General features: G+C 47.6%; 22 protein-coding genes. 3 read left to right on the forward strand and 19 right to left on the reverse strand.

What is annotated here, in order from left to right; translation table 11 throughout:
- Window positions 1–84 precede the first annotated feature (84 nt).
- The 9 genes from IEW26_RS01620 to IEW26_RS01660 all read right to left on the reverse strand — a co-directional run bounded on the left by IEW26_RS01620 (window position 85) and on the right by IEW26_RS01660 (window position 7,903).
- The gene (locus IEW26_RS01620) at window positions 85–1,758 is read right to left on the reverse strand and encodes a spore germination protein (RefSeq protein WP_373288395.1); all 1,674 of its coding nucleotides are present in this window, start codon (window positions 1,756–1,758) and stop codon (window positions 85–87) included.
- A gap of 24 nt (window positions 1,759–1,782) precedes the next feature.
- On the reverse strand, window positions 1,783–2,205 hold the full coding sequence (locus IEW26_RS01625) for a stage V sporulation protein AB (protein ID WP_111269610.1): 423 nt from the start codon (window positions 2,203–2,205) through the stop codon (window positions 1,783–1,785).
- Entirely contained in the window at window positions 2,192–2,848 is a 657-nt protein-coding gene (locus IEW26_RS01630; RefSeq protein ID WP_188591082.1) for a stage V sporulation protein AA, read from the reverse strand. Before IEW26_RS01630 ends, IEW26_RS01625 begins: the two co-directional genes overlap by 14 nt.
- A 342-nt stretch (window positions 2,849–3,190) precedes the next feature.
- Window positions 3,191–3,724 carry a hypothetical protein gene (locus tag IEW26_RS01635; RefSeq protein ID WP_146259724.1) on the reverse strand — a complete coding sequence of 178 codons (534 nt, stop codon included), beginning with the start codon at window positions 3,722–3,724 and terminating at the stop codon, window positions 3,191–3,193.
- 76 nt (window positions 3,725–3,800) lie between these two features.
- A complete protein-coding gene (locus IEW26_RS01640) occupies window positions 3,801–4,862 on the reverse strand; it encodes a hypothetical protein (RefSeq protein WP_188591083.1) in 1,062 nt (353 codons plus the stop codon).
- A 201-nt stretch (window positions 4,863–5,063) separates the two neighbouring features.
- Window positions 5,064–5,819: an RNA polymerase sporulation sigma factor SigF gene (gene sigF / locus IEW26_RS01645; RefSeq protein ID WP_110895204.1), complete on the reverse strand. Its 756-nt coding sequence runs from the start codon at window positions 5,817–5,819 to the stop codon at window positions 5,064–5,066.
- 14 nt (window positions 5,820–5,833) lie between these two features.
- Window positions 5,834–6,289 (reverse strand): anti-sigma F factor, encoded by a 456-nt coding sequence (gene spoIIAB / locus IEW26_RS01650; RefSeq protein WP_110895206.1) that lies wholly within the window; start codon window positions 6,287–6,289, stop codon window positions 5,834–5,836.
- Window positions 6,286–6,639, reverse strand: a complete 354-nt coding sequence (gene spoIIAA / locus IEW26_RS01655; protein WP_110895208.1) for an anti-sigma F factor antagonist — start codon at window positions 6,637–6,639, stop codon at window positions 6,286–6,288. The genes spoIIAB and spoIIAA overlap by 4 nt, the downstream gene beginning before the upstream one ends.
- A gap of 142 nt (window positions 6,640–6,781) precedes the next feature.
- Window positions 6,782–7,903, reverse strand: a complete 1,122-nt coding sequence (locus tag IEW26_RS01660; RefSeq protein WP_229729680.1) for a D-alanyl-D-alanine carboxypeptidase family protein — start codon at window positions 7,901–7,903, stop codon at window positions 6,782–6,784.
- Window positions 7,904–8,296: 393 nt separating this feature from the next.
- On the opposite strand from IEW26_RS01660, the gene IEW26_RS01665 reads away from it, so the two are divergent.
- The gene (locus IEW26_RS01665; protein WP_188591085.1) at window positions 8,297–8,848 is read left to right on the forward strand and encodes a glutathione peroxidase; all 552 of its coding nucleotides are present in this window, start codon (window positions 8,297–8,299) and stop codon (window positions 8,846–8,848) included.
- Between the two features lie 142 nt (window positions 8,849–8,990).
- Here IEW26_RS01665 and IEW26_RS01670 read toward each other — a convergent pair whose 3' ends face one another.
- The 7 genes from IEW26_RS01670 to IEW26_RS01700 all read right to left on the reverse strand — a co-directional run bounded on the left by IEW26_RS01670 (window position 8,991) and on the right by IEW26_RS01700 (window position 14,546).
- A complete protein-coding gene (locus IEW26_RS01670; RefSeq protein WP_188591086.1) occupies window positions 8,991–9,815 on the reverse strand; it encodes a purine-nucleoside phosphorylase in 825 nt (274 codons plus the stop codon).
- Window positions 9,816–10,011: 196 nt separating this feature from the next.
- A complete protein-coding gene (locus IEW26_RS01675) occupies window positions 10,012–10,902 on the reverse strand; it encodes a tyrosine recombinase (RefSeq protein WP_188591087.1) in 891 nt (296 codons plus the stop codon).
- A gap of 100 nt (window positions 10,903–11,002) precedes the next feature.
- The gene (locus IEW26_RS01680) at window positions 11,003–11,245 is read right to left on the reverse strand and encodes a DUF4227 family protein (RefSeq protein ID WP_184187827.1); all 243 of its coding nucleotides are present in this window, start codon (window positions 11,243–11,245) and stop codon (window positions 11,003–11,005) included.
- A gap of 160 nt (window positions 11,246–11,405) precedes the next feature.
- Window positions 11,406–11,873 carry a ferric iron uptake transcriptional regulator gene (fur, locus tag IEW26_RS01685; RefSeq protein WP_090922447.1) on the reverse strand — a complete coding sequence of 156 codons (468 nt, stop codon included), beginning with the start codon at window positions 11,871–11,873 and terminating at the stop codon, window positions 11,406–11,408.
- 108 nt (window positions 11,874–11,981) lie between these two features.
- Window positions 11,982–12,611, reverse strand: coding sequence for a stage II sporulation protein M (spoIIM, locus tag IEW26_RS01690; protein WP_188591088.1), 630 nt, complete (start codon window positions 12,609–12,611; stop codon window positions 11,982–11,984).
- 121 nt (window positions 12,612–12,732) lie between these two features.
- Window positions 12,733–13,950 (reverse strand): endonuclease Q family protein, encoded by a 1,218-nt coding sequence (locus tag IEW26_RS01695; RefSeq protein WP_188591089.1) that lies wholly within the window; start codon window positions 13,948–13,950, stop codon window positions 12,733–12,735.
- A 2-nt stretch (window positions 13,951–13,952) separates the two neighbouring features.
- The gene (locus IEW26_RS01700) at window positions 13,953–14,546 is read right to left on the reverse strand and encodes an NUDIX domain-containing protein (protein ID WP_188591090.1); all 594 of its coding nucleotides are present in this window, start codon (window positions 14,544–14,546) and stop codon (window positions 13,953–13,955) included.
- A 163-nt stretch (window positions 14,547–14,709) separates the two neighbouring features.
- On the opposite strand from IEW26_RS01700, the gene IEW26_RS01705 reads away from it, so the two are divergent.
- Window positions 14,710–14,847 (forward strand): Z-ring formation inhibitor MciZ, encoded by a 138-nt coding sequence (locus tag IEW26_RS01705; protein WP_111269623.1) that lies wholly within the window; start codon window positions 14,710–14,712, stop codon window positions 14,845–14,847.
- Window positions 14,848–14,961: 114 nt separating this feature from the next.
- On the opposite strand, the gene IEW26_RS01710 is transcribed toward IEW26_RS01705, so the two are convergent.
- A complete protein-coding gene (locus IEW26_RS01710) occupies window positions 14,962–16,092 on the reverse strand; it encodes a tripeptidase T (RefSeq protein WP_188591091.1) in 1,131 nt (376 codons plus the stop codon).
- A gap of 80 nt (window positions 16,093–16,172) precedes the next feature.
- Here IEW26_RS01710 and prli42 point away from each other — a divergent pair, with 80 nt between their 5' ends.
- Window positions 16,173–16,274 (forward strand): stressosome-associated protein Prli42, encoded by a 102-nt coding sequence (gene prli42 / locus IEW26_RS01715; RefSeq protein WP_188591092.1) that lies wholly within the window; start codon window positions 16,173–16,175, stop codon window positions 16,272–16,274.
- A 31-nt stretch (window positions 16,275–16,305) separates the two neighbouring features.
- Here the strand turns inward: prli42 and lipB are convergent, their stop codons facing one another.
- Both lipB and IEW26_RS01725 read right to left on the reverse strand, forming a co-directional pair.
- Window positions 16,306–17,016, reverse strand: a complete 711-nt coding sequence (gene lipB, locus IEW26_RS01720; RefSeq protein ID WP_188591638.1) for a lipoyl(octanoyl) transferase LipB — start codon at window positions 17,014–17,016, stop codon at window positions 16,306–16,308.
- Between the two features lie 114 nt (window positions 17,017–17,130).
- Window positions 17,131–18,603 (reverse strand): dihydrolipoamide acetyltransferase family protein, encoded by a 1,473-nt coding sequence (locus IEW26_RS01725; protein WP_188591093.1) that lies wholly within the window; start codon window positions 18,601–18,603, stop codon window positions 17,131–17,133.
- Window positions 18,604–18,662: the final 59 nt, after the last annotated feature.

Here is an 18,662-nt window from a genome sequence, read left to right on the forward strand (position 1 = left end):
TTATATACTGGAACATTTGCTATTCCATTGATTTTACACCAGTATACCAAATTAAGCCGGGAGATGAATGGATTTTTCGGCACATCATTTGTGTTTTTTACTTTTTCGCAGCTCACCGTCCGGATCATCTGACATCTTGGTGTTGTCACGTGTTTTGTTGAACGATGGACGTTTCTTGCTGACAAGCAGTGGAACCCTGAACAGAAAGTTGCCAAATGCCTTTGCATTAAACGGTATAAATGGCCAGAGATAAGAAGAATTATAGGAGCGATGAATCGTCAAAGCCACAATCAGGAGTGTCGTTCCAACGACCAGACCTGGCACCTTGAATATCGCAACCGCAACCAGAAGCAGCAGCCTGACCAGTCGATTCGCCAGTCCTAACTCATAGCTCGGTGTTGCAAACATGCCTATAGCTGCAATAGCCATATACAGCACCACTTCATTGACAAAATAACCCGTCTTCACCGCAATATCTCCGACCAGAATGGCTGCAATCAACCCCATGGCTGAAGCGAGCGGTGTCGGAGTATGTACAGCGGCCATTCGCAACAGGTCAACCCCAAGCTCGATCAGCAAGAACTGCAGGATGATCGGCAGCTTTACATTTTCCTGCGGACCGATGAAATCCAGTCCCACCGGTTTAAGTGAAGGTTCAATGACCATGAGCATCCATAGCGGCAGCAAAAACAGCGAGATCAGAATACCTGCAAATCGTACCCAGCGTAAATAAGTACCCATCAGGGCGGTCTGCCTGTTCTCCTCCGCATGCTCACATAGATCAAAAAAGGTTGTAGGCAGGATCATCACACTGGGGGAGGTATCAACAAAAATAACAACACGTCCCTCCATCAGATGAGAAGCTGTAACGTCAGGACGTTCGGAATAACGAACCAGAGGGAAGGGATTCCAGCCTTTGTTAATTATCGCTTCCTCCAGCTGCTTGTCGGCAGCCGGAATACCATCGATATCCACTCGCTGTATTTTTTCACGAACCGAGTCCACCTGCACCTTGTCAACGATATCGTCAATATACACCACACACACATCCGTCTGCGTTCTCCGCCCGACCTGCATGAGTTCAAACTTCAAGCCCGGGTCCCGAATTCTGCGACGTACCAGCGCCACATTGGTCAGCAGTGTTTCCGTAAAACCATCTCGCGAACCGCGAACGACACGTTCAAGTGAAGGCTCCTCCGGTGACCTTACCGGATAACTGCGGGTGTCCATAATCAGAACAGAGCGATCTCCTTCCACAAACATAGCGCTCATGCCCATTAACACCTTGCGGATGACAGCACTCATCTTCTCGACACGTTCCACCTGAATATGGGGAATGTAACATTCGAAATAGGATTTGAGCGCGTGTTCCGACACCTGATCCGGGGAGAGATAGGTTAGTCTTTTTAACACTTCAAGCAAAATTTCATCCTTCGCAAACCCCGTCAGCAGCAGCAATCCAACATGTTTCCCACCCAGCACCATTTCCCGGAGATCGACATCAAAAGACTCGCCAAGTCCGAGTACTAGCCTGAGTGTATGTTTGTTGTCACTCATGCGGGGCGAGATTTCGTCGTTATGCTGCCAGTACTGTACAGATTCTTCAATGCTGTCAGACATCTCGTTTTGCTTTTTCTTCTGGTGGGCCCTCTTCTCTTCTTCCTTCTGAATTTCATAGGCAGACTTGTGGTTCATGTCTTCAGTAATCCCGTCACCCTGTTCGTGACCCGTGTGCTCCGTATGTTCGTCCATGTCCATCCTCCTTTAACCTGTGATGCTGATTTACCGCTGATATATGAAAAAATCAAACAACGAACCTGTCATTTTGCCCAGAATCATCGCCAGCAGCAGTCCAAACAAATACGACCTCATGCCCAGCCTTTTGGCCAGAACGGGAAGTACATTCAGCACCTCTGTCAGCGCAGCAGCCAGCAAACCGATAAATACACCGCAGAACAGCCCTACAATGGGACTTAACAGCATGACCCCATGCATCTTCCAATGCCAGAAATCCGCTACCGTTCCCAGTAACGAACCTCCGATAAGCGCCCCCTCGTACCAATGCGTTTTATCATAGGATTGCGTTACTTGGGCCAGCCTTGGAATCATATCCAGCACCAGAATAAGGGCTATGACACCGCTCCCCACTGCAATGCCACCCGCAATGCCGAGCACAATGCTGATCGCCCCGTTAAGCACGCTCATCGTTGTTCAGCTCCCTGCAATGCTGCTCATGCATTCGTTCGGTCTCTTCAATGACCACAAACTGATCCACATTTTGCTGATATAGAAACATCTCTACTTCCAGCGGTGTCGGTTCCTCATTCCATTTTTTCTTAAACAGATGATTAAAAAAGACCGCCATGCCAAAGCCAATTCCCAAGGAATAGGCGAGCTGGAACAAATACGGATGCTCGTCCCGTTTACCCGTCAACATCTCCACAATCCGGATCTGAACCTCCTGCATGTTGACGTCCGCATGAAAATTCATAATCGTCAGCGCCGAGCCGAAAAACAGCAGCAGCCATACGAGAATAAATAGCGACTTTGAAGCCTTGCCGCTGCCCGCCATCACTTCAACTAACGTATGCCCCGATCCCATCAGCTCTACGTTTACGTCCGGCAGCAACTGCCGAAACCTTGGAATAATCTGCAGAATATCGATGAGAATCAGGTTGCCGTCCTCCGGTCCGGGCCGCAGCAGTTCGAGTTCAAGCAGCTTGTGCTCCTGCTCCTCTGATGAGGCCAGTACGTGAGCTATATCCCGCAGTTTGACCGCTCGCCCTCTCTGGATGCGAATTCGACTGCGCATACGAACGTAGACCGTTGGAGTGGGTGTCTGGGACATCCAAAGCACTCCTTTGCTGCGTAATTTAGGTTAGTATTTGAAGAATGTGCAAATTTATTACATCAAGGTTGGAAAAGAGTGTGGAGGGGGCGCTGGGCGCTGCGGGATGGATCGGTATCGGGCACTGGTTATCCCCGGATTTCTGGTTTTCTCCTCTTCAAGGAGGAAATCCTGTGATAAACGCGCTCGCTTCGCTCCTTTTACCGATTCCATCCCTCCGCTGGCTTGCCTCTCTTCTCAAATAAAAGAAAAAAATTAACAGGTAGTCTGTTTTCCAGAATCCTGTTAATTTTAATGGTTTCTATCGTGTGAGATATAGAGACTTATCATTTCTCAACACTTTTATTGTTGAGGAAGTAATGTTTTGGCATCTGGCATTTCAGGGAATTTTAATCTCAGCTTCTCTACAACTTGTTCAGCATTGGTAGCGTCAGAAGCTGGAGACACGACCTGAATCAAATCTCTATTTGTGCCTTTGTAAGGAGCTTCTCTGAGAAAAAGATTAAATGTTGTAAAACCAGCATCATGAAACATCACACCAGTCACATTGCCCAATTGTTGTGATGAGCCGGAAAATGTAACAAATGAGCTATATATTTCTCCTTCTTTCACCATATACAACGGAAATAACTTATAAGAATTCGTGAACTCTAAAGCGGAAATTTCCATCGTCCCTTCAAAGTAACTTTGTCTAAACAAAGGACGATGTAATTTCCCTTTCATTGTTACCGTCGCGGTATCGCTAATTGTTTTTTCGTTATCTTGAATTACAACTTCGTTAGCCCTGTCAATCGATTTAGGAAATGAGTAGAACCATAAAAAAAGAGCCGACCCTAGAAGTAAAATTCCTAACAAGACGTAAAGAGATTTTTTCATGAACATGGCCCTTTCCAAAGAAGAAATTAGAATTAAAGTTAAGGTTAAGGTAGGAATGTTCAAAATACATTGTCAATTACCTGTCTTGAATCTGAGATGGGAAACTGAATAGAGGCAATGTAACACTCTTGAACACCTTTCCATCAACACCAGTAAAATCTAATTTTGTAACAAACGCTGAGTTTGAAGATCCTGGATTAAGATATGCTGTGACTGCATTTGAACCATTCTTATGCCTTGAAGGAGTATTTTTATATTGTCTACTCCCTGTTATAAAGTTAGTTGCAGTTACAATATTTGTACCCTTTTTATAACTAAAGTTTCTTATACTCCATGAAACAGCACCAAATACCTCTGAAGATTTAAATGATAAATACTGCGAAGTATCTGATTGTCCTTCTTTCTTTACATACATGAAATCAACATTCATATTATAATCCCAATTAAAACTTGAAGTAATATTGGTTACCTCTGTTGTACTACTGAAATCAGTTATGGCTTGCTTTATCGCATCATACAATGTAATAGCAATATCTACCCCCGGAATTAGACTCGCCCCTTCTTTTGCTGAAGTTACTATGAGTCCTGTTGCCGCTGCTCTAACACCCCCATTCGTTGTTTGAACAGTAGTTCCACTTTGACTTATACTACTTGAACCAGTACCTTTAGGACTAGCCACAATATGTTGGACTTCGTATCTCACCGAATCCTTTACCCAAATAGCTCTGTATGTTTCCCAGTGTACATTTGTATAACCTGTGGGCACAACCGCCATTGGACCTATCCCAGCTATTTCAGCTTTTCTGGCTAGCTCTTCACTAGTTACTTCTCTTACCCCTAGATCAAAAAGATTATCATTAATTTTTTGAATTTTAGTTATAAGTTCTTTTATTTCTTTAACTTTTTTAACATCAGTAATATTTGTATCAATACTACTATCTTCGATACTTTTTTGCACAATAGATAGTTTAGTTTGAAGTATTGTTCTTTCAGACATGAGATTATTAATGGTCTCTTCTCTTGAGTCTGCTGGATAGAGATCTTCTTGTGAAACTTCATTGGCATGAATAACAGAGATAGGACTAATTACAAGTAAAAGCACTAATAAAAGAGAAACATATTGCTTTATTGAGTTCAAATTTACCACCACTTATTATTTTTTCCATGTAATTATATCCCAAAAATTAAGTTATATCAAATTAATAACTTATAAAAAAAACCTTCATCGCATTATTTTGCGTAAGAAGGTTGTTAGTTTTCGTATGATTTTGAATGCTGATTTATATCCACCTAAAGAATAGTTGAATATAATCTAAATCTAATTTAGTGTATTACGACATCACTGCGCGATCTGATCGCGGATGGATTGTAGTATTTTTTTCTCCAGACGTGATACCTGCACCTGGGATATACCCAGCCTGCTTGCCACCTCCGATTGTGTCTGATCCCGGTAATACCGCAGATACACAATGAGTCGTTCCCGCTCACTGAGACCGCCGATTGCTTCATTCAGCGCCAGCTTGTCGAACCACTTCTCCTGCGTTTCATCCGCGATCTGATCCATCAGTGTAATCGGATCACCATCATTCTCAAATACCGTCTCATGAATAGAGGTCGGCGGTTTGTTCGCCTCCTGGGCGAAGACCACTTCCTCCGGAGTAACCCCGAGTTCAGCGGCAACCTCCTTGATCGTTGGCAGCCGATCCAGATGTTTGGACAGCTCATCCCGCTTTTTGCGGACTTTGTTAGCCATCTCTTTCAGCGAACGACTAACCTTGAGGGTCCCGTCATCCCGCAGGAAACGCTGAATCTCACCAATGATCATCGGTACCGCATACGTCGAGAACTTTACGTCATAACTAAGATCGAACTTGTCCACTGACTTGAGCAGGCCGATACACCCGATCTGGAACAGATCCTCCGGTTCATATCCCCTGTTCATAAAACGCTGCACGACGGACCAGACGAGTCTGATGTTGCAGTTCACCAGCGTATCCCGAGATACATGGTCACCCGACTGACTGAGCGCAATCAGCCGTTTGACCTCGGCATCGTCCAAGTAGGTCTGTGAAGATGGTTTCACTTCAGCATCCATAAGAATACCAACCCCTAATTATACAATGCTTTCTTGGATTCAATCCTTTTTTTCATCTTGATGGAGGTGCCTCTGCCGGGCTCGCTGCTGACTTCGAATTCATCCATGAAGTTTTCCATAATGGTAAAGCCCATGCCCGACCGCTCAAGTTCGGGTTTGGACGTATACAGCGGCTGTTTCGCCAGATCAAGATCCTCAATGCCTTCGCCGCGGTCCTCTACGATAATCGTAATCATATCCTCACGAATCTCGGCCTGAATGGTCACTACACCTTCCGGGTTGTTGTTGTATCCGTGAATGATACTGTTGGTCACCGCCTCGGAGACAACCGTTTTCAGGTCGCTGAGCTCGTCCATCGTCGGATCAAGCTGCGAGATAAAAGCAGCTACCGTCACCCGGGCAAACGATTCATTCTCCGACTTGGCCGCGAATTGCAGATTCATGAAATTTGTCCCTGTTCCTTCATTCATGAGACGACCTCCAGACCTGAGAGAGCAGTTCCCTCATTTTCGTATATCGGCATGATCTTGAACAACCCCGACATTTCCAGCAAACGATACACCGGCGCATTGACATCGCAGACGACCATTTTGCCGCCTTTATTTTTGATCAACTTGTACCTTCCCAAAATAACACCAAGCCCCGAGCTGTCCATAAATTGCAGATCCTTCAGACTGAGTACCAGGTGTTCACTTTGTCTGCGCTGAATCGCTTCGTCCATCTGCATGCGAACCATATCGGCTGTATGGTGATCCAGCTCCCCGGATAATCGTACAATCAAAATCCCGCGGTGATGCTCCATGTCCACATTCAAGTTCACGTTTGCCCACTCTCCTCCCTGTCTTGAACAAGGATTTCTACGCTGCCAGAAGCTTTTCCTGCCCCCCGACAAAACTAGAAGAAAACCCCTATTTAACTACAAAAACTGTTCAAGGTGCAAGGAGAAAGACGTTTCTTGCCGTTTAATCAAACAAGCCCGAGGTTGTGCGCTTGAACAGCTTCCACCAGCCTGCTTTACCTACATCCTGCGGAGCCTGGATATCAAATTCCTTAATGACTTCGTTGCCCTGATAAACGACAAGCTTGCCCACACTTTGTCCGGCTTTGATCGGTGCTTTCAGTTCCTTGGCGACAATAAGCTCATGACGAATATCATTCGACTTGGCCCCTTTGCGCATCAGAACACTGTAGTTTTGGGAGGCATTCAGCGGCAGCTCGGCGACATCGCCTTTTTCAATTTTCAGACTGCCCAGCAAGTCGCCCGCTTTGTAAAGTGCCTTCATTGTGTATTGAGCAAAGGCGTAGTCGAACATTGAAGAAACCTCACTGTTTCGGGTTTTGGTATTCGGCTCACCCAAAACAACAGCAACGACACGCAGCCCATCCTTCGAGGCGGTAGCCGACAGACAGAATTTTGCTTCCGAGGTGTACCCGGTCTTTAAACCGTCTGCTCCCTGATAGAAACGTACAAGTTTGTTCGTATTCACAAGCCAGAACGGCTTCTCGGAGTCTTTACGCAGGTAATCCTGATAAGCTCCTGTATATTTGGTAATGCCTTGATGTTTCAACAACTCACGGCTCATCACCGCAATATCGTGAGCAGAGGAGTAATGATCAGCCACTGGCAGACCGTTCGCATTGGCAAAACGTGTATCCTTCATGCCCAGCTCCTGCGCACGCTCGTTCATCAGCTGCACAAAGGCCTCCTCCGAGCCGGCCAGCTTCTCTGCCATCGCGACCGATGCATCATTGCCAGAGGCCATAGCGATTCCTTTTAACATATCATCCACGGACATCTCTTCACCGGGCTCGAGAAAAATCTGTGAACCGCCCATAGACGCCGCATATTCACTCGTTCTCACTTTATCCGTTAACTTGAGCTTGCCTGAATCAATCGCTTCCATCGTAAGCAGCATCGTCATAATCTTCGTAATGCTTGCCGGAGGCAGCTGATCATGACTGTTTTTCTCATAAATAACGGTGCCCGTGTCCGCATCCATCAAGATGGCAGAGCGTGCCGATGGAGCCAAATCCGCTCCCCCATTAACCTTGGGTGACTCTTCAGCCAACGCCGGAGCCGCCATTAGAGGCAGCAGCATACAAACGGTCATGAAAGATGCCATTATTCTTTTTCTCACTAGGTTCCCTCCTCAAATGAAATGCTCGGTGTCTATCCTCGCATGTACTGCTAACCATTGTCGGCCCGTTTGCAGTAAATTATTCCATTCTCAGCAGGTTTTCCCTAACTTTTTTTATTGAAATAAAAGACATAGCCCATCTTCATTGAAAGTGTCTGGTTATTGAGGCTGGATATTTACCCGATCGGGAAAGGGTATACGCTCATGTAATGTTTCATTACGGATCGTCTTTTATAGGATTTACCTATGTATGTAATCGTTATTATATATTTCCTCTATGAACAGCACTGATCTATGATGTATATGTCACAAGTTAAATATTTAAGGAGGGAGAATCCAATGTCTTTTTTTGATATGAATATTCATTTCATCGATGGCAGCCCAGCTGATTTAACAATGTACCGAGGCAAAGTACTGCTTGTTGTTAATACAGCCAGTAAGTGCAGCTATGCTCGTCAATTTACGACTCTGCAACAGCTGTACGATAAATACCAGCATTATGGTTTTGAAATTCTTGCTTTTCCTTGCAACCAGTTTAATGAGAAGGAACCCGGGCACAATGCCGAAGTGAAAGCAAATTGTGAAAATCTGTTTAAGCTGACATTCCCGTTATTTGAAAAAATAGAAGTTAGAGGGTTAAACGTCCACCCGATCTTTGAATTCTTGACAGCACAAGCACCCTTTCCAGGTTTTGATACTGAAACGGAAAGCGGAGAGTGGATGGATCGTTTTTTGAAGGAGAAATACCCTGATATTTACGAGGGAGACGGGATCAAATGGAACTTTACGAAGTTTTTGGTTGATCAGAGCGGGCAGGTGTGCGGAAGATATGAGACAACGACTGAACCCATGGAAATAGAGCATATGATCCGATCCTTGCTTTCAATCTGATTGAAGAAGAAAACAACGTACACGCATGTACACAATATCCTTACCCCCTGGTTATCACTAAAAAAGGGAACAAATCATGGAGGTTACCCCCTTCCCTGATTTGTTCCCTGTCCAATTCAAACTTTCCTCTCTCTTTTCAATATTACATCTTCGGAATAACAGCCAGTACAAGCGCAAGGAAAGCTTCGCGAACACGTTCCGTAGTTTCCATCACTTCGTCATGTGACAGTGGCTGATCCAGTATGCCGGCAGCCATGTTGCTGATACAGGAAATGCCCAGCACTTCGAGACCCGCATGACGAGCTACAATGACCTCGGAAACAGTAGACATGCCCACCGCATCTGCACCCAGCGTACGAAGCATTTTAATCTCAGCTGGTGTTTCATAGTTTGGCCCGAGCATACCTGCATATACACCCTCCTGCACCTTGAAGCCCTGCGCAGCTGCCGTATCCTTCGCAAGCGCACGCAAGCGGCGGCTGTAGGCTTCAGACAAGTCAGGGAAGCGTACACCAAGCGCGGCATCATTCGGTCCGATTAACGGGTTTCTGCCCGTCAGGTTCAGGTGATCGGAGATTAGCATCAAATCTCCCGCTTCATAGGATGTATTAACACCGCCAGCCGCATTAGTTACCAGCAGGCTGCTTACACCCAGCGCTTTCATGACACGAACCGGGAACGCTGTCAGCTCCGGGCCATATCCTTCGTACATATGAAAACGGCCTTTCATCATTACAACGGGACGGCCCTGAATCGTGCCAATCAGCAGCTCGCCTTCATGTCCTTCTACAGTAGACACCGGGAAATGCGGAATGTCCTGGTAAGCAATGCTCACACCATCTTCAATCAGCTCGGCAAGCACGCCGAGACCTGATCCGAGAATCAAGCCAACTTCCGGCTTGATCGAGCTTTTACTCTGAATATAAGTTGCCGCTTCTGTAATCATCTGTTGGTTTAAAGCTGTCATAAGATGTAGTTCCTCCTTGAGTAAAAACGATCCGTTTATGAGCAGCGGCTGCATCACCTGTACCCGGTCTTGGGAAGTCCAGTATTCATAACATGCAGCTGCCTATGTATAACGGCGTTTGGTTGGGTTCGAATTTATTTTACCCTAAAATGTTCCATCACTCCGCTGTCCAATTGTGAAGAATATACGGCAAAAGCTATTTTGCCCGCGGATGGTGGGTTTCATAAATTTCCTTCATCGTTTTGCGCCCATGCTGGCTGTATTGCTGTCCGGGCTGCTCGACATGCCCCAGCATGTCCTGCACTGCACGCGTGTCTGCTCCGCTTGCGATCAAATGAGCTGCAAAGGAATGGCGCAGCGTATGCGGCGTAATCTCACCCGAAATGCCCGCATCCACTGCTGCTTTTTTCAGCAGCTTCCAGAATCCTTGGCGGGTTAATCGTCTGCCGGACACGTTTACAAACAGCGCCTGCTCGTCCAATCCGCCCTTGAGCATTTGCTCCCGATACTGATTGATATATACACTGGCCCAGTGAGCAGCAGGAGCACCGATCGGAAGAATACGTTCTTTCCCTGCCCCGCCGCACCTTATGAAACGCATCCCGAGCTGCACATCGCGAACATCAAGCGCAATGAGCTCCGACACCCGTATGCCTGTGGCATATAACAGCTCCAGCATCGCCCGATCTCGTACCCCATGCGGCGAATTGACGTCAGGAGCGGCAAGCAGTAATTCGATCTCTTCCACGGTCAGCACTTGAGGTGGCGTTTTGTCAGCCTTGGGTGCCTCGACATCAAACGTAGGGTCTTGAATAATCTCTCCACGCCGCATCAAAAAATGAAAGTACGAGCGCAGCGATACGATGCTGCGGGCAATCGTTGCATTTGCACGGCCATCCTGCTTGAGCTGGCCGACAAACAAAACAACATGTGTACGTCTTACCTCGCTCGCTTCACGGATGCTGTATTCCTTTCTCACAAATTCCACGAACTTGTCCACATCTCGGAGATACGATTCCAGCGTGCTGCTGGACATCCCCTTATCTTCTTCCAGGTATAACGCATAGGCGTGTATGGTCTGATTCATGTTCAACACTCCTCATCTGACAGCAATGCCAACAGGTTGACTGCTGCTTCCGTATTTGCATCCCTGGCTGCCGCACAGCTCTTCATATGCTGACTGACAGCTATTCCCCGTACCAATAGAAGAGTCGGAGCCGCTCGGCCATCGTAGGACGTGCTTCTCCAATGCCTGACCAATCCGTTTCCTGAAATACCTTGACCGCGTTGCCGGTTGGAATCTGATACTGATCCACAGGTGAGATCCAGCCGTTAAACAGATCAAGCACGTGATAGAACAAATATACAAGCGCTACGAAAAATATAATAAAACGTATAAAACGGAGCCCTCTCCGTACAGATATAATCATCGAACTGTCCCCTTCCGTGTTCAAGTCCAGTATGGCCCTTGAAACAGGGTATGTCCTTACACAGAGGATTATACCTGGGTGAGAAGAACCTCACACGAGGTACGGGACCAAAAAAGCTCCCCCGTCAAAACCGCCGGTGAGAGCTCGAAGATAGGCTATGTTATTCTTCATCTTTGGGCTTTTGTTCATTTTTAGCTTTGCAACGATAACAAATTCCATGAAAGTCCAGTCGGTGATCTACAACCGAAAAGTTAAATTCCCGCTCCAGTCGTTCTTCAAGCGGTCCAAGCCAGTCCTCACGTATTTCATCCATACTTCCGCATTGCACGCAGATTAAGTGATGATGGTGATGCTTGGATGTATCTCCGCGCAGATCATAACGCGCTACACCGTCGCCGAAGTTGATTTTCTCTACAACATGCAGCTCACTCAGCAGTTCGAGGGTACGGTACACGGTTGCCAGACCGATTTCGGGAGCCTTTTCTTTAACGAGCATGAATACGTCCTCTGCGCTCAGATGATCTTCTTCATTCTCCAAAAGGACTCTGACGGTGGCTTCCCGCTGGGGCGTTAATTTATAACCTTGGGACTGTAGTTGCTGCTTAATTTTATCGATCCGTGCTTCCATTTTCTCCCTCCCCCTAGGAAATCACTGCACACTGCAACTTAACCCACTCTTTTCATTATAGGGGGAGTTCAATATTAAAGTCAACATTTTAGACCATTGCAGAACAACCTAAACGGGAAGCAGCATCGGAGTCACCCAGCGCATCATTGCAGGCGTAACCAACGTTTCAAAAGACGCAACGCCAAGCAGCAGCAACGCCATGACCACTGTCAAAATAACGTAGGAAGCAAACGGCCTTTGGCGACTTGGTGCACGATGCATTAATACCCGATTACGAATGATATATAACGAGAACGTCATGGCAGCCACACTGCAGATAAGCAGAATAGGAATGACAAACAGATTATGCGGTGCCACCGACACAAGTGCAAATAACAGCCCTTTCCATGAATACTGTCCCACGAGGTAACCTACCGTAAAACCGATCAGCACCCCTTTCAAAAAATCGAGCACCAGTATGCCCGGTAAGCCGACAACGGACAAGCCAAGAATAAAGATCAGCCCGACCCATTTAAGATGAAGCATGGCGATATCCCAGTAGGTCCCGGTATCCACGCCTTGGGAGCTATGCTGCACAGTCATGAAGAAGTTGCCCAAATATCCTTCAAGATCCTGCCGCTGCTCCAGGGACAGGGCGTTGACCATTAATGCGCCAAAGATAACACCGACCAGAAACAACACAGCGACGAATACATATAACGAGGTTTGTCCTTTAAACGTAAAATAGGAAGAGCGCATTCAGGTAGAGTCCCCTTTCCGGTAATGCTGCTGCAAGGATTCACTACGATCTCATCATCCTTATAGTTCAGCTTATGAACCGGGACTCGCCTGTATGACATCTTGTCCGTTTGGTAGTTCTCTAGTTCCTCTGTACATCTGTTGCAACTCTTCCATACGTACCGCCGCCTCCGGAGGAGAGCACTAGCTTCCCTTCCCGCGCAGCAACAATCAGCTCTGCGAGCACCGGACCAACCACCTCAGCCAGCTGTGCTTCCTCCGTACGATGCAATACTGCCATCTCTTTGCCAAAACGATCCAGCAGCTGACGCAGCTTGGCTTTTCCAAGCCCCGGAATGAATTCCAGTGGAACCTGGTAGTGATAAGGCGGTCTCCCTGCGGGAAGCTCCGGCTGATCGCGATCTGCAATAGCAAGGATCCGATCAAGTACTCCTTGAACCAGCTTCTGGCTGCCGCACAGCGGACAACGCTCCGCTGACAGGTCCTTCTCATCCATAACGCTGCCACATGCTGCACAATAGGTCCGATGATACTTCCCAAGCCTCGGATTCAAGCCGTAATTGGCAGCAATCCGTCTTCCTTCTTTTCCTTGCAGTGCCTTAGCAAATTCATCAAAGGAAGCATTCGCAAGCTGGAGTTCATTATATTCACGTCCGATTTTACCCAGTGAGTGGGCATCCGAATTGGTCAGAAATGGAACCTGATCCAGCTCCCGAATGTAACTGGCCATGGACGAATCCGAGCTGAGTCCCAGCTCAATCGCATCTACAAGGCGGGTATCCAGCACTTCTTCCATACGAGGAGCTGTGCTGCCGTAAATGCCTTTGTGCGGTGTGAACACATGAGCAGGTACAATGAGCCCGCCGCGTGCCTTGATCTCCGCTTGCATCTCCTTGGCAGGGACGTAGACCCGCTGGGAGCTTAGGTTTACATTTTTCATATACTGTGTCATCCAGGCGGTAAAGGACTTCATTGTGCTCAGATCACGAAAATAGGCCAGCATGTGAAATTCGCGCATTTGGGGCTCGCGCAGCTCAATCTCTGTACCAAGCAGAATCGTTGTATCCTGATAAGCAATGCCCCCGCCCTCAATCTCGGCCATCGTACCATTCTCCAGCAGTTCATCAATATCTCGCTGCACCACAGGTGAATGACAATCAATGACACCCAGCAATTGAATGCCTTTGCGATGAGCGGCCTCCCGGGCAATGTTCTCAAAGGTCAGATCACGGCTGCCGCTGATTTTAACCGCTTCACCGCGGGAAGTACGTCCGATGTGGATGTGCAGGTCTGCATAACAGGGCTGCCACAGCGCCGTTGTTCCCGTGTCCTTTGCCATCCTCAAAACCGTCCTGTCGTTCTGTAAATATCCCACGCATACACGGCCATCATCGTCTTGGCGTCACTAATCCGGTTTTCATCCATCAGCTTATAGGCTTCCTCCAGCGTAATCTCCGATACTTCGAGAAACTCGTCCTCGTCCAGTGCCATATCTCCAGCTTCCAGCTCTTCGGCGATGTACAGATGAATAATCTCGTCTGCAAAGCCCGGTGAGGTGTAAAAGGAACGCAAATGGCGCAGCGATCGGGCGGTATACCCCGTCTCTTCCTTCAGCTCACGTGCAGCTGCAATCTCTGGCTGCTCTCCAGGGTCCAGCTTGCCTGCAGGAATTTCGACCTCGGTACGTCCCATCGCCTGACGGTATTGATCCACAACCAGCATTCGGTCTCCCTTCAGTGCCAGCACCGCTACTGCTCCCGGATGTTTGATGATCTCCCGGGTAGCTGTCTGCCCATTGGGCAGCTTGACCGTATCGACTTGAAGTGAAATTACCTTTCCTTCAAAGATCGGCTGTGTCGATATCGTCACTTCATCAAGCTTCGGATTCGCCTGCTGCTTGGCATAGATTGTTTCAGCAGATGTTCTGGATTTCATGTGTACTTCAGCTCCGTTTCTATTGGTGGTGAGTGTAAAAAATATGTTCAATTGAACTGTGATGTATAAAATATTGTTTTTGGGCATATGGTGAGCCTATAGGAAACTAACCGCGCTTTTCTAAAAGCAAACACAATGGTTAGTCACAAGGGGGACGATTTTGATGAAAAGTTATCTTACACCTCAGTCGGCGCATGTTGTTGGACAGGCCAGACAAGTACAGCTCATTCTCAGGCAGTGGATACGCGAATGGGGCCCTGACACCAAATTAAGCGAGATGCTTGCTGGACGCAAGTCTTAACGACAACCGTTGTTCAAAAGTCCGAACCCGGCCTACACCGAATTCGGACTTCTTTGCTTTTTTCAATCGACGCTACGGTTACATCGTCAAATATACAATCATTTACCCGATCGCTTACTTTCCTTTTGCCGTTTCCTGCACAATCGCGATAACGACTTGGGACAGCTTCACAATATCCGCCGCTCGAATGCGCTCTTTGGTTGTATGAATATCTTCATACCCTACCGCAAGGTTCACTGTCGGAATGCCGAATCCGTTAAAAATGTTCGCATCACTGCCGCCGCCAGAAGCAAATGTGCTCGTTTCAAGGCCAAGGCTGCGGATAGCCCGCTGTGCAAGCTGTACCACCTCATGATCATCATGGAAGCCAAATGCAGGGTATTTAATCTCACTGCGGAATTCTGCTGTTGCACCGAATTTACGGCATGTGGTCTCCAGGGCTTCACGCATTTCGGCAATCTGTTGTTCGATCTTTTCCTGCACAATGCTGCGCGCTTCCGCATCGATCTGCACAAAATCACAGACCACGTTCAGCGCAGAGCCACCTTGGAATTTACCAATATTTGCCGTCGTTTCATCATCAATGCGTCCAAGCTTCATCGCTGCAATCGCTTTGGCCGCAACCTGGATCGCACTGATTCCATCTTCGGGATTCACACCGGCATGTGCTGACTTGCCATAGATGTTCATCTGAATTTCCGCTCTTGCTGGAGCAGCCACACAGATCGTACCCACCGCTCCGTTGGAGTCCAGTGCATAACCAAAAGCAGCATCAATGTCCTTTGGATTCATCGCACGAGCACCGACAAGGCCAGATTCTTCCCCGACTGTAATCACGAACTGGATTTTGCCATGCGGGATGTTATTTTCCTGAATGACACGAATCGCTTCAAACAGAGCTGCAATGCCCGCCTTGTCATCCGCACCCAGAATCGTTGTGCCATCACTGCGAATCCATCCGTCCTCGCCAAGCTCCGGTTTAATTCCTTGTCCAGGAGTTACCGTGTCCATATGACACGTGAAGAGCATCGGCTCCACATTTTCCACACCTGAAGCTTCCAGTGTAACGACAAGATTGCCCGCACCGTGACCCGTCTGGTTCATCGTATCGTCCTCATAGACGTGGAGGCCCAGACCCTCAAATTGTTCTTTTAACACCTTGGATATGTTCTGTTCGTTTTTTGTTTCGCTATCAATCTGCACCAGCTCCATAAACTGCTGAATAACACGTTGCTCATTAATCATTAGACTTTCCTCCCTATCGTAGATACGGTACAATAAAGTTACTATGCTTGTTTAAAAGGTTTGAAAGGAGTTCTCTCTTCATGCAAAATAAGAAATGGTTCAAAATAGTGATCTATCTCATGCTGGCCGCTATGATTGGCTCCACCCTGTTCATCGCGCTGGAACCGCTGCTGTTTGGATAATCACTGACCTGAAGCCCTTCAAACGTTCTGTCTACAGACGCTGGAGGGCTTCTTCTTCTGTGCTCCAAGCCATCTCATACGGAAATATACGCTGAAAATAAGGAATAATATCTCTCGCCACCTGCTCCACCGCATAGGTCTTGCCCGTAATATCCTCCAGTGAGGTGACACCATACTGTTCGATCCCGCATGGAATAATTCCTTGAAACCCGGCATGCTGTATGCCCGAAGTAATGTTGAAGGCAAAACCGTGACTCGTTACAAAACCGCGTCTGTGCTTGCATCGATTAAATTTGATGCCGATCGCCGCGATTTTCAGATCACCAATCCACACACCCGTATACCCCTCTTTACGGCCAGATTCGACGCCCTGATCCGCAAGATAATCGATCATCACCTGCTCCAGCCTGCGCAGATAACCGTGTAGATCCAGCTCCTCATCCCTGCCTAGCACCAATAGAGGATAACCTACCAACTGCCCGGGCCCATGATAAGTAATATCCCCGCCCCGATCTATTTGAAACAAGGAGATCCCTTGAGCCTTCAGCTCCTCTTCGCTCCACAGCAGATGCTCGGGATGGTTCTGTGAACCGATTGTATAGGTTGGCGGATGTTGTAACAACAGCAGCTGTTCAGGACCGTCGCCCGCGTCCAGCTGCTGCACGATGGACTTTTGAAGATTCCATGCCTCTTCATAATCCAGCATCGGTATGTATGCTACATTTAGCGATTTGCCCATCATTCCCCACATCCTTCTGCCTCATTGATTAATATATGAAGATAAACCCGTCTGTAGACAGTCAGAAAAGTGCACGGCCAGAGGCACATACACTTTCCCGTCATTTATATTATACACTTAGTAAACTTTCGTCTCCATGTTGTAGCCTTCCAGGTTCTCCTTGACACGCTGCAAGAACCGGCCACAGATTACCCCATCCAGAATACGGTGATCCAGGGAAAGACACAGGTTAGCCATTGAGCGTACAGCAATCATATCGTTGATAACTACCGGTTTTTTCACAATGGATTCAAAAGTAAGGATTGCCGCCTGCGGATAGTTGATAATTGGCTGGGAAAGAATCGAACCGAATGAACCTGTATTGTTCACCGTAAACGTCCCGCCCTGCATATGATCCAGCTTGAGCGTGCCTTCACGGGTCTTGCGAGCCAGATCATCAATCTCGCGAGCAAGTCCTGCAATGTTGCGCTGATCCGCATGTTTGATTACCGGTGTAAGTACAGAGTCCTCTGTACCCACAGCCATCGACAGGTTGATATCGCGCTTCACAATAATTTTGTCAACCGCCCACACCGAGTTCATGATCGGGTAATCTTTAATTGCATTGACGACACCCTTCATCATAAACGAAAGATAGGTCAGGTTAATACCTTCTTTCCGTTTGAACTCATCCTTCAGCTTGTTGCGCAGCATGACCAGGTTCGTTACATCCACTTCGATCATCGTCCAGGCATGAGGAATTTCGGATACACTTTGACGCATATTACGAGCAATCGCGTTGCGCACAGGGGTAACATCAATGAAATATTCCGATCTTCCTTGTCCGCCGCCTTCCACTTCGATCTGCGGAATTTTAGGGCTTTCTGTCAGATGAATGCCGGAATGACGCACCGGAATGCCAGCATCGGATGCTGAAATCGACTGACGTGCATCTTGATTCGCAGAGCCAGCGCTCAAGCCGGAATCCCGACTAATTCCGCTGAAAGGAGATGCAGGCGCTGACTGAGCTGATGAATTAACCGAGGCAGAACTTTGCACCGACGTTGATGCTGCACTTGCTTGACCGCCTTGTGCGACAAATGCCAGCACGTCCTTGCGTGTAATCCGTCCGCCTGCACCTGTTCCCTGAATATGCTGCAGATTCAACCCATGCTCTGCCGCCAGAGACTGCACCGCAGGTGAATAACGATTGCGCATCGGCTGATTCGGATCATATGCAGGAGCGTTCGTACCGGCGGCAGGAGATTGACCCGAATTACGCTGTATCTGCGCTTGCTGTACCGGCTCCTCTTGAGATGCGGCCGGTACTGCCTGCTGCGCTGCCTCTTCATCGGAAGCAGCCACCTGCATACGGCAGATCGCTTCACCTACAGCAATCGTCGTTCCTTCTTCTACCAACAGATCACCCATGATTCCGTCTACTGTAGATGGAATCTCGGCATTTACTTTATCAGTAATGACTTCACAGATCGGCTCATACTGCTCCACAGGTTCACCCGGTTTTTTCAACCATTTGGCTATGGTTGCCGAGACCAGCGATTCTGCCAGCTGCGGCATGATGACGTCGATCCATTTCATACGTTCAGCCATTGATTTATCACTCCAAACTTTACTTTTAACCATTAATGGAATTATATACCACAAAACCA

This window comes from Paenibacillus silvae, assembly GCF_014639235.1.
Classification (GTDB): domain Bacteria; phylum Bacillota; class Bacilli; order Paenibacillales; family Paenibacillaceae; genus Paenibacillus; species Paenibacillus silvae.

Bases quoted from the DNA above. Each gene is read 5' to 3' on its own strand.
- IEW26_RS01695 (WP_188591089.1), bottom strand. From the start codon at position 13,950: ATGGCAAAGGACACGGGAACAACGGCGCTGTGGCAGCCCTGTTATGCA.
- IEW26_RS01670 (WP_188591086.1), bottom strand. From the start codon at position 9,815: ATGACAGCTTTAAACCAACAGATGATTACAGAAGCGGCAACTTATATT.
- IEW26_RS01620 (WP_373288395.1), bottom strand. From the start codon at position 1,758: ATGGACATGGACGAACATACGGAGCACACGGGTCACGAACAGGGTGAC.
- prli42 (WP_188591092.1), top strand. From the start codon at position 16,173: ATGCAAAATAAGAAATGGTTCAAAATAGTGATCTATCTCATGCTGGCC.
- spoIIAB (WP_110895206.1), bottom strand. From the start codon at position 6,289: ATGAATGAAGGAACAGGGACAAATTTCATGAATCTGCAATTCGCGGCC.
- IEW26_RS01710 (WP_188591091.1), bottom strand. From the start codon at position 16,092: ATGATTAATGAGCAACGTGTTATTCAGCAGTTTATGGAGCTGGTGCAG.
- IEW26_RS01665 (WP_188591085.1), top strand. From the start codon at position 8,297: ATGTCTTTTTTTGATATGAATATTCATTTCATCGATGGCAGCCCAGCT.
- IEW26_RS01725 (WP_188591093.1), bottom strand. From the start codon at position 18,603: ATGGCTGAACGTATGAAATGGATCGACGTCATCATGCCGCAGCTGGCA.
- IEW26_RS01660 (WP_229729680.1), bottom strand. From the start codon at position 7,903: ATGGCGGCTCCGGCGTTGGCTGAAGAGTCACCCAAGGTTAATGGGGGA.
- IEW26_RS01680 (WP_184187827.1), bottom strand. From the start codon at position 11,245: ATGATTATATCTGTACGGAGAGGGCTCCGTTTTATACGTTTTATTATA.
- IEW26_RS01675 (WP_188591087.1), bottom strand. From the start codon at position 10,902: ATGAATCAGACCATACACGCCTATGCGTTATACCTGGAAGAAGATAAG.
- IEW26_RS01635 (WP_146259724.1), bottom strand. From the start codon at position 3,724: ATGAAAAAATCTCTTTACGTCTTGTTAGGAATTTTACTTCTAGGGTCG.
- IEW26_RS01705 (WP_111269623.1), top strand. From the start codon at position 14,710: ATGAAAAGTTATCTTACACCTCAGTCGGCGCATGTTGTTGGACAGGCC.
- IEW26_RS01625 (WP_111269610.1), bottom strand. From the start codon at position 2,205: ATGAGCGTGCTTAACGGGGCGATCAGCATTGTGCTCGGCATTGCGGGT.
- IEW26_RS01630 (WP_188591082.1), bottom strand. From the start codon at position 2,848: ATGTCCCAGACACCCACTCCAACGGTCTACGTTCGTATGCGCAGTCGA.
- spoIIM (WP_188591088.1), bottom strand. From the start codon at position 12,611: ATGCGCTCTTCCTATTTTACGTTTAAAGGACAAACCTCGTTATATGTA.
- fur (WP_090922447.1), bottom strand. From the start codon at position 11,873: ATGGAAGCACGGATCGATAAAATTAAGCAGCAACTACAGTCCCAAGGT.
- lipB (WP_188591638.1), bottom strand. From the start codon at position 17,016: ATGATGGGCAAATCGCTAAATGTAGCATACATACCGATGCTGGATTAT.
- IEW26_RS01700 (WP_188591090.1), bottom strand. From the start codon at position 14,546: ATGAAATCCAGAACATCTGCTGAAACAATCTATGCCAAGCAGCAGGCG.
- sigF (WP_110895204.1), bottom strand. From the start codon at position 5,819: ATGGATGCTGAAGTGAAACCATCTTCACAGACCTACTTGGACGATGCC.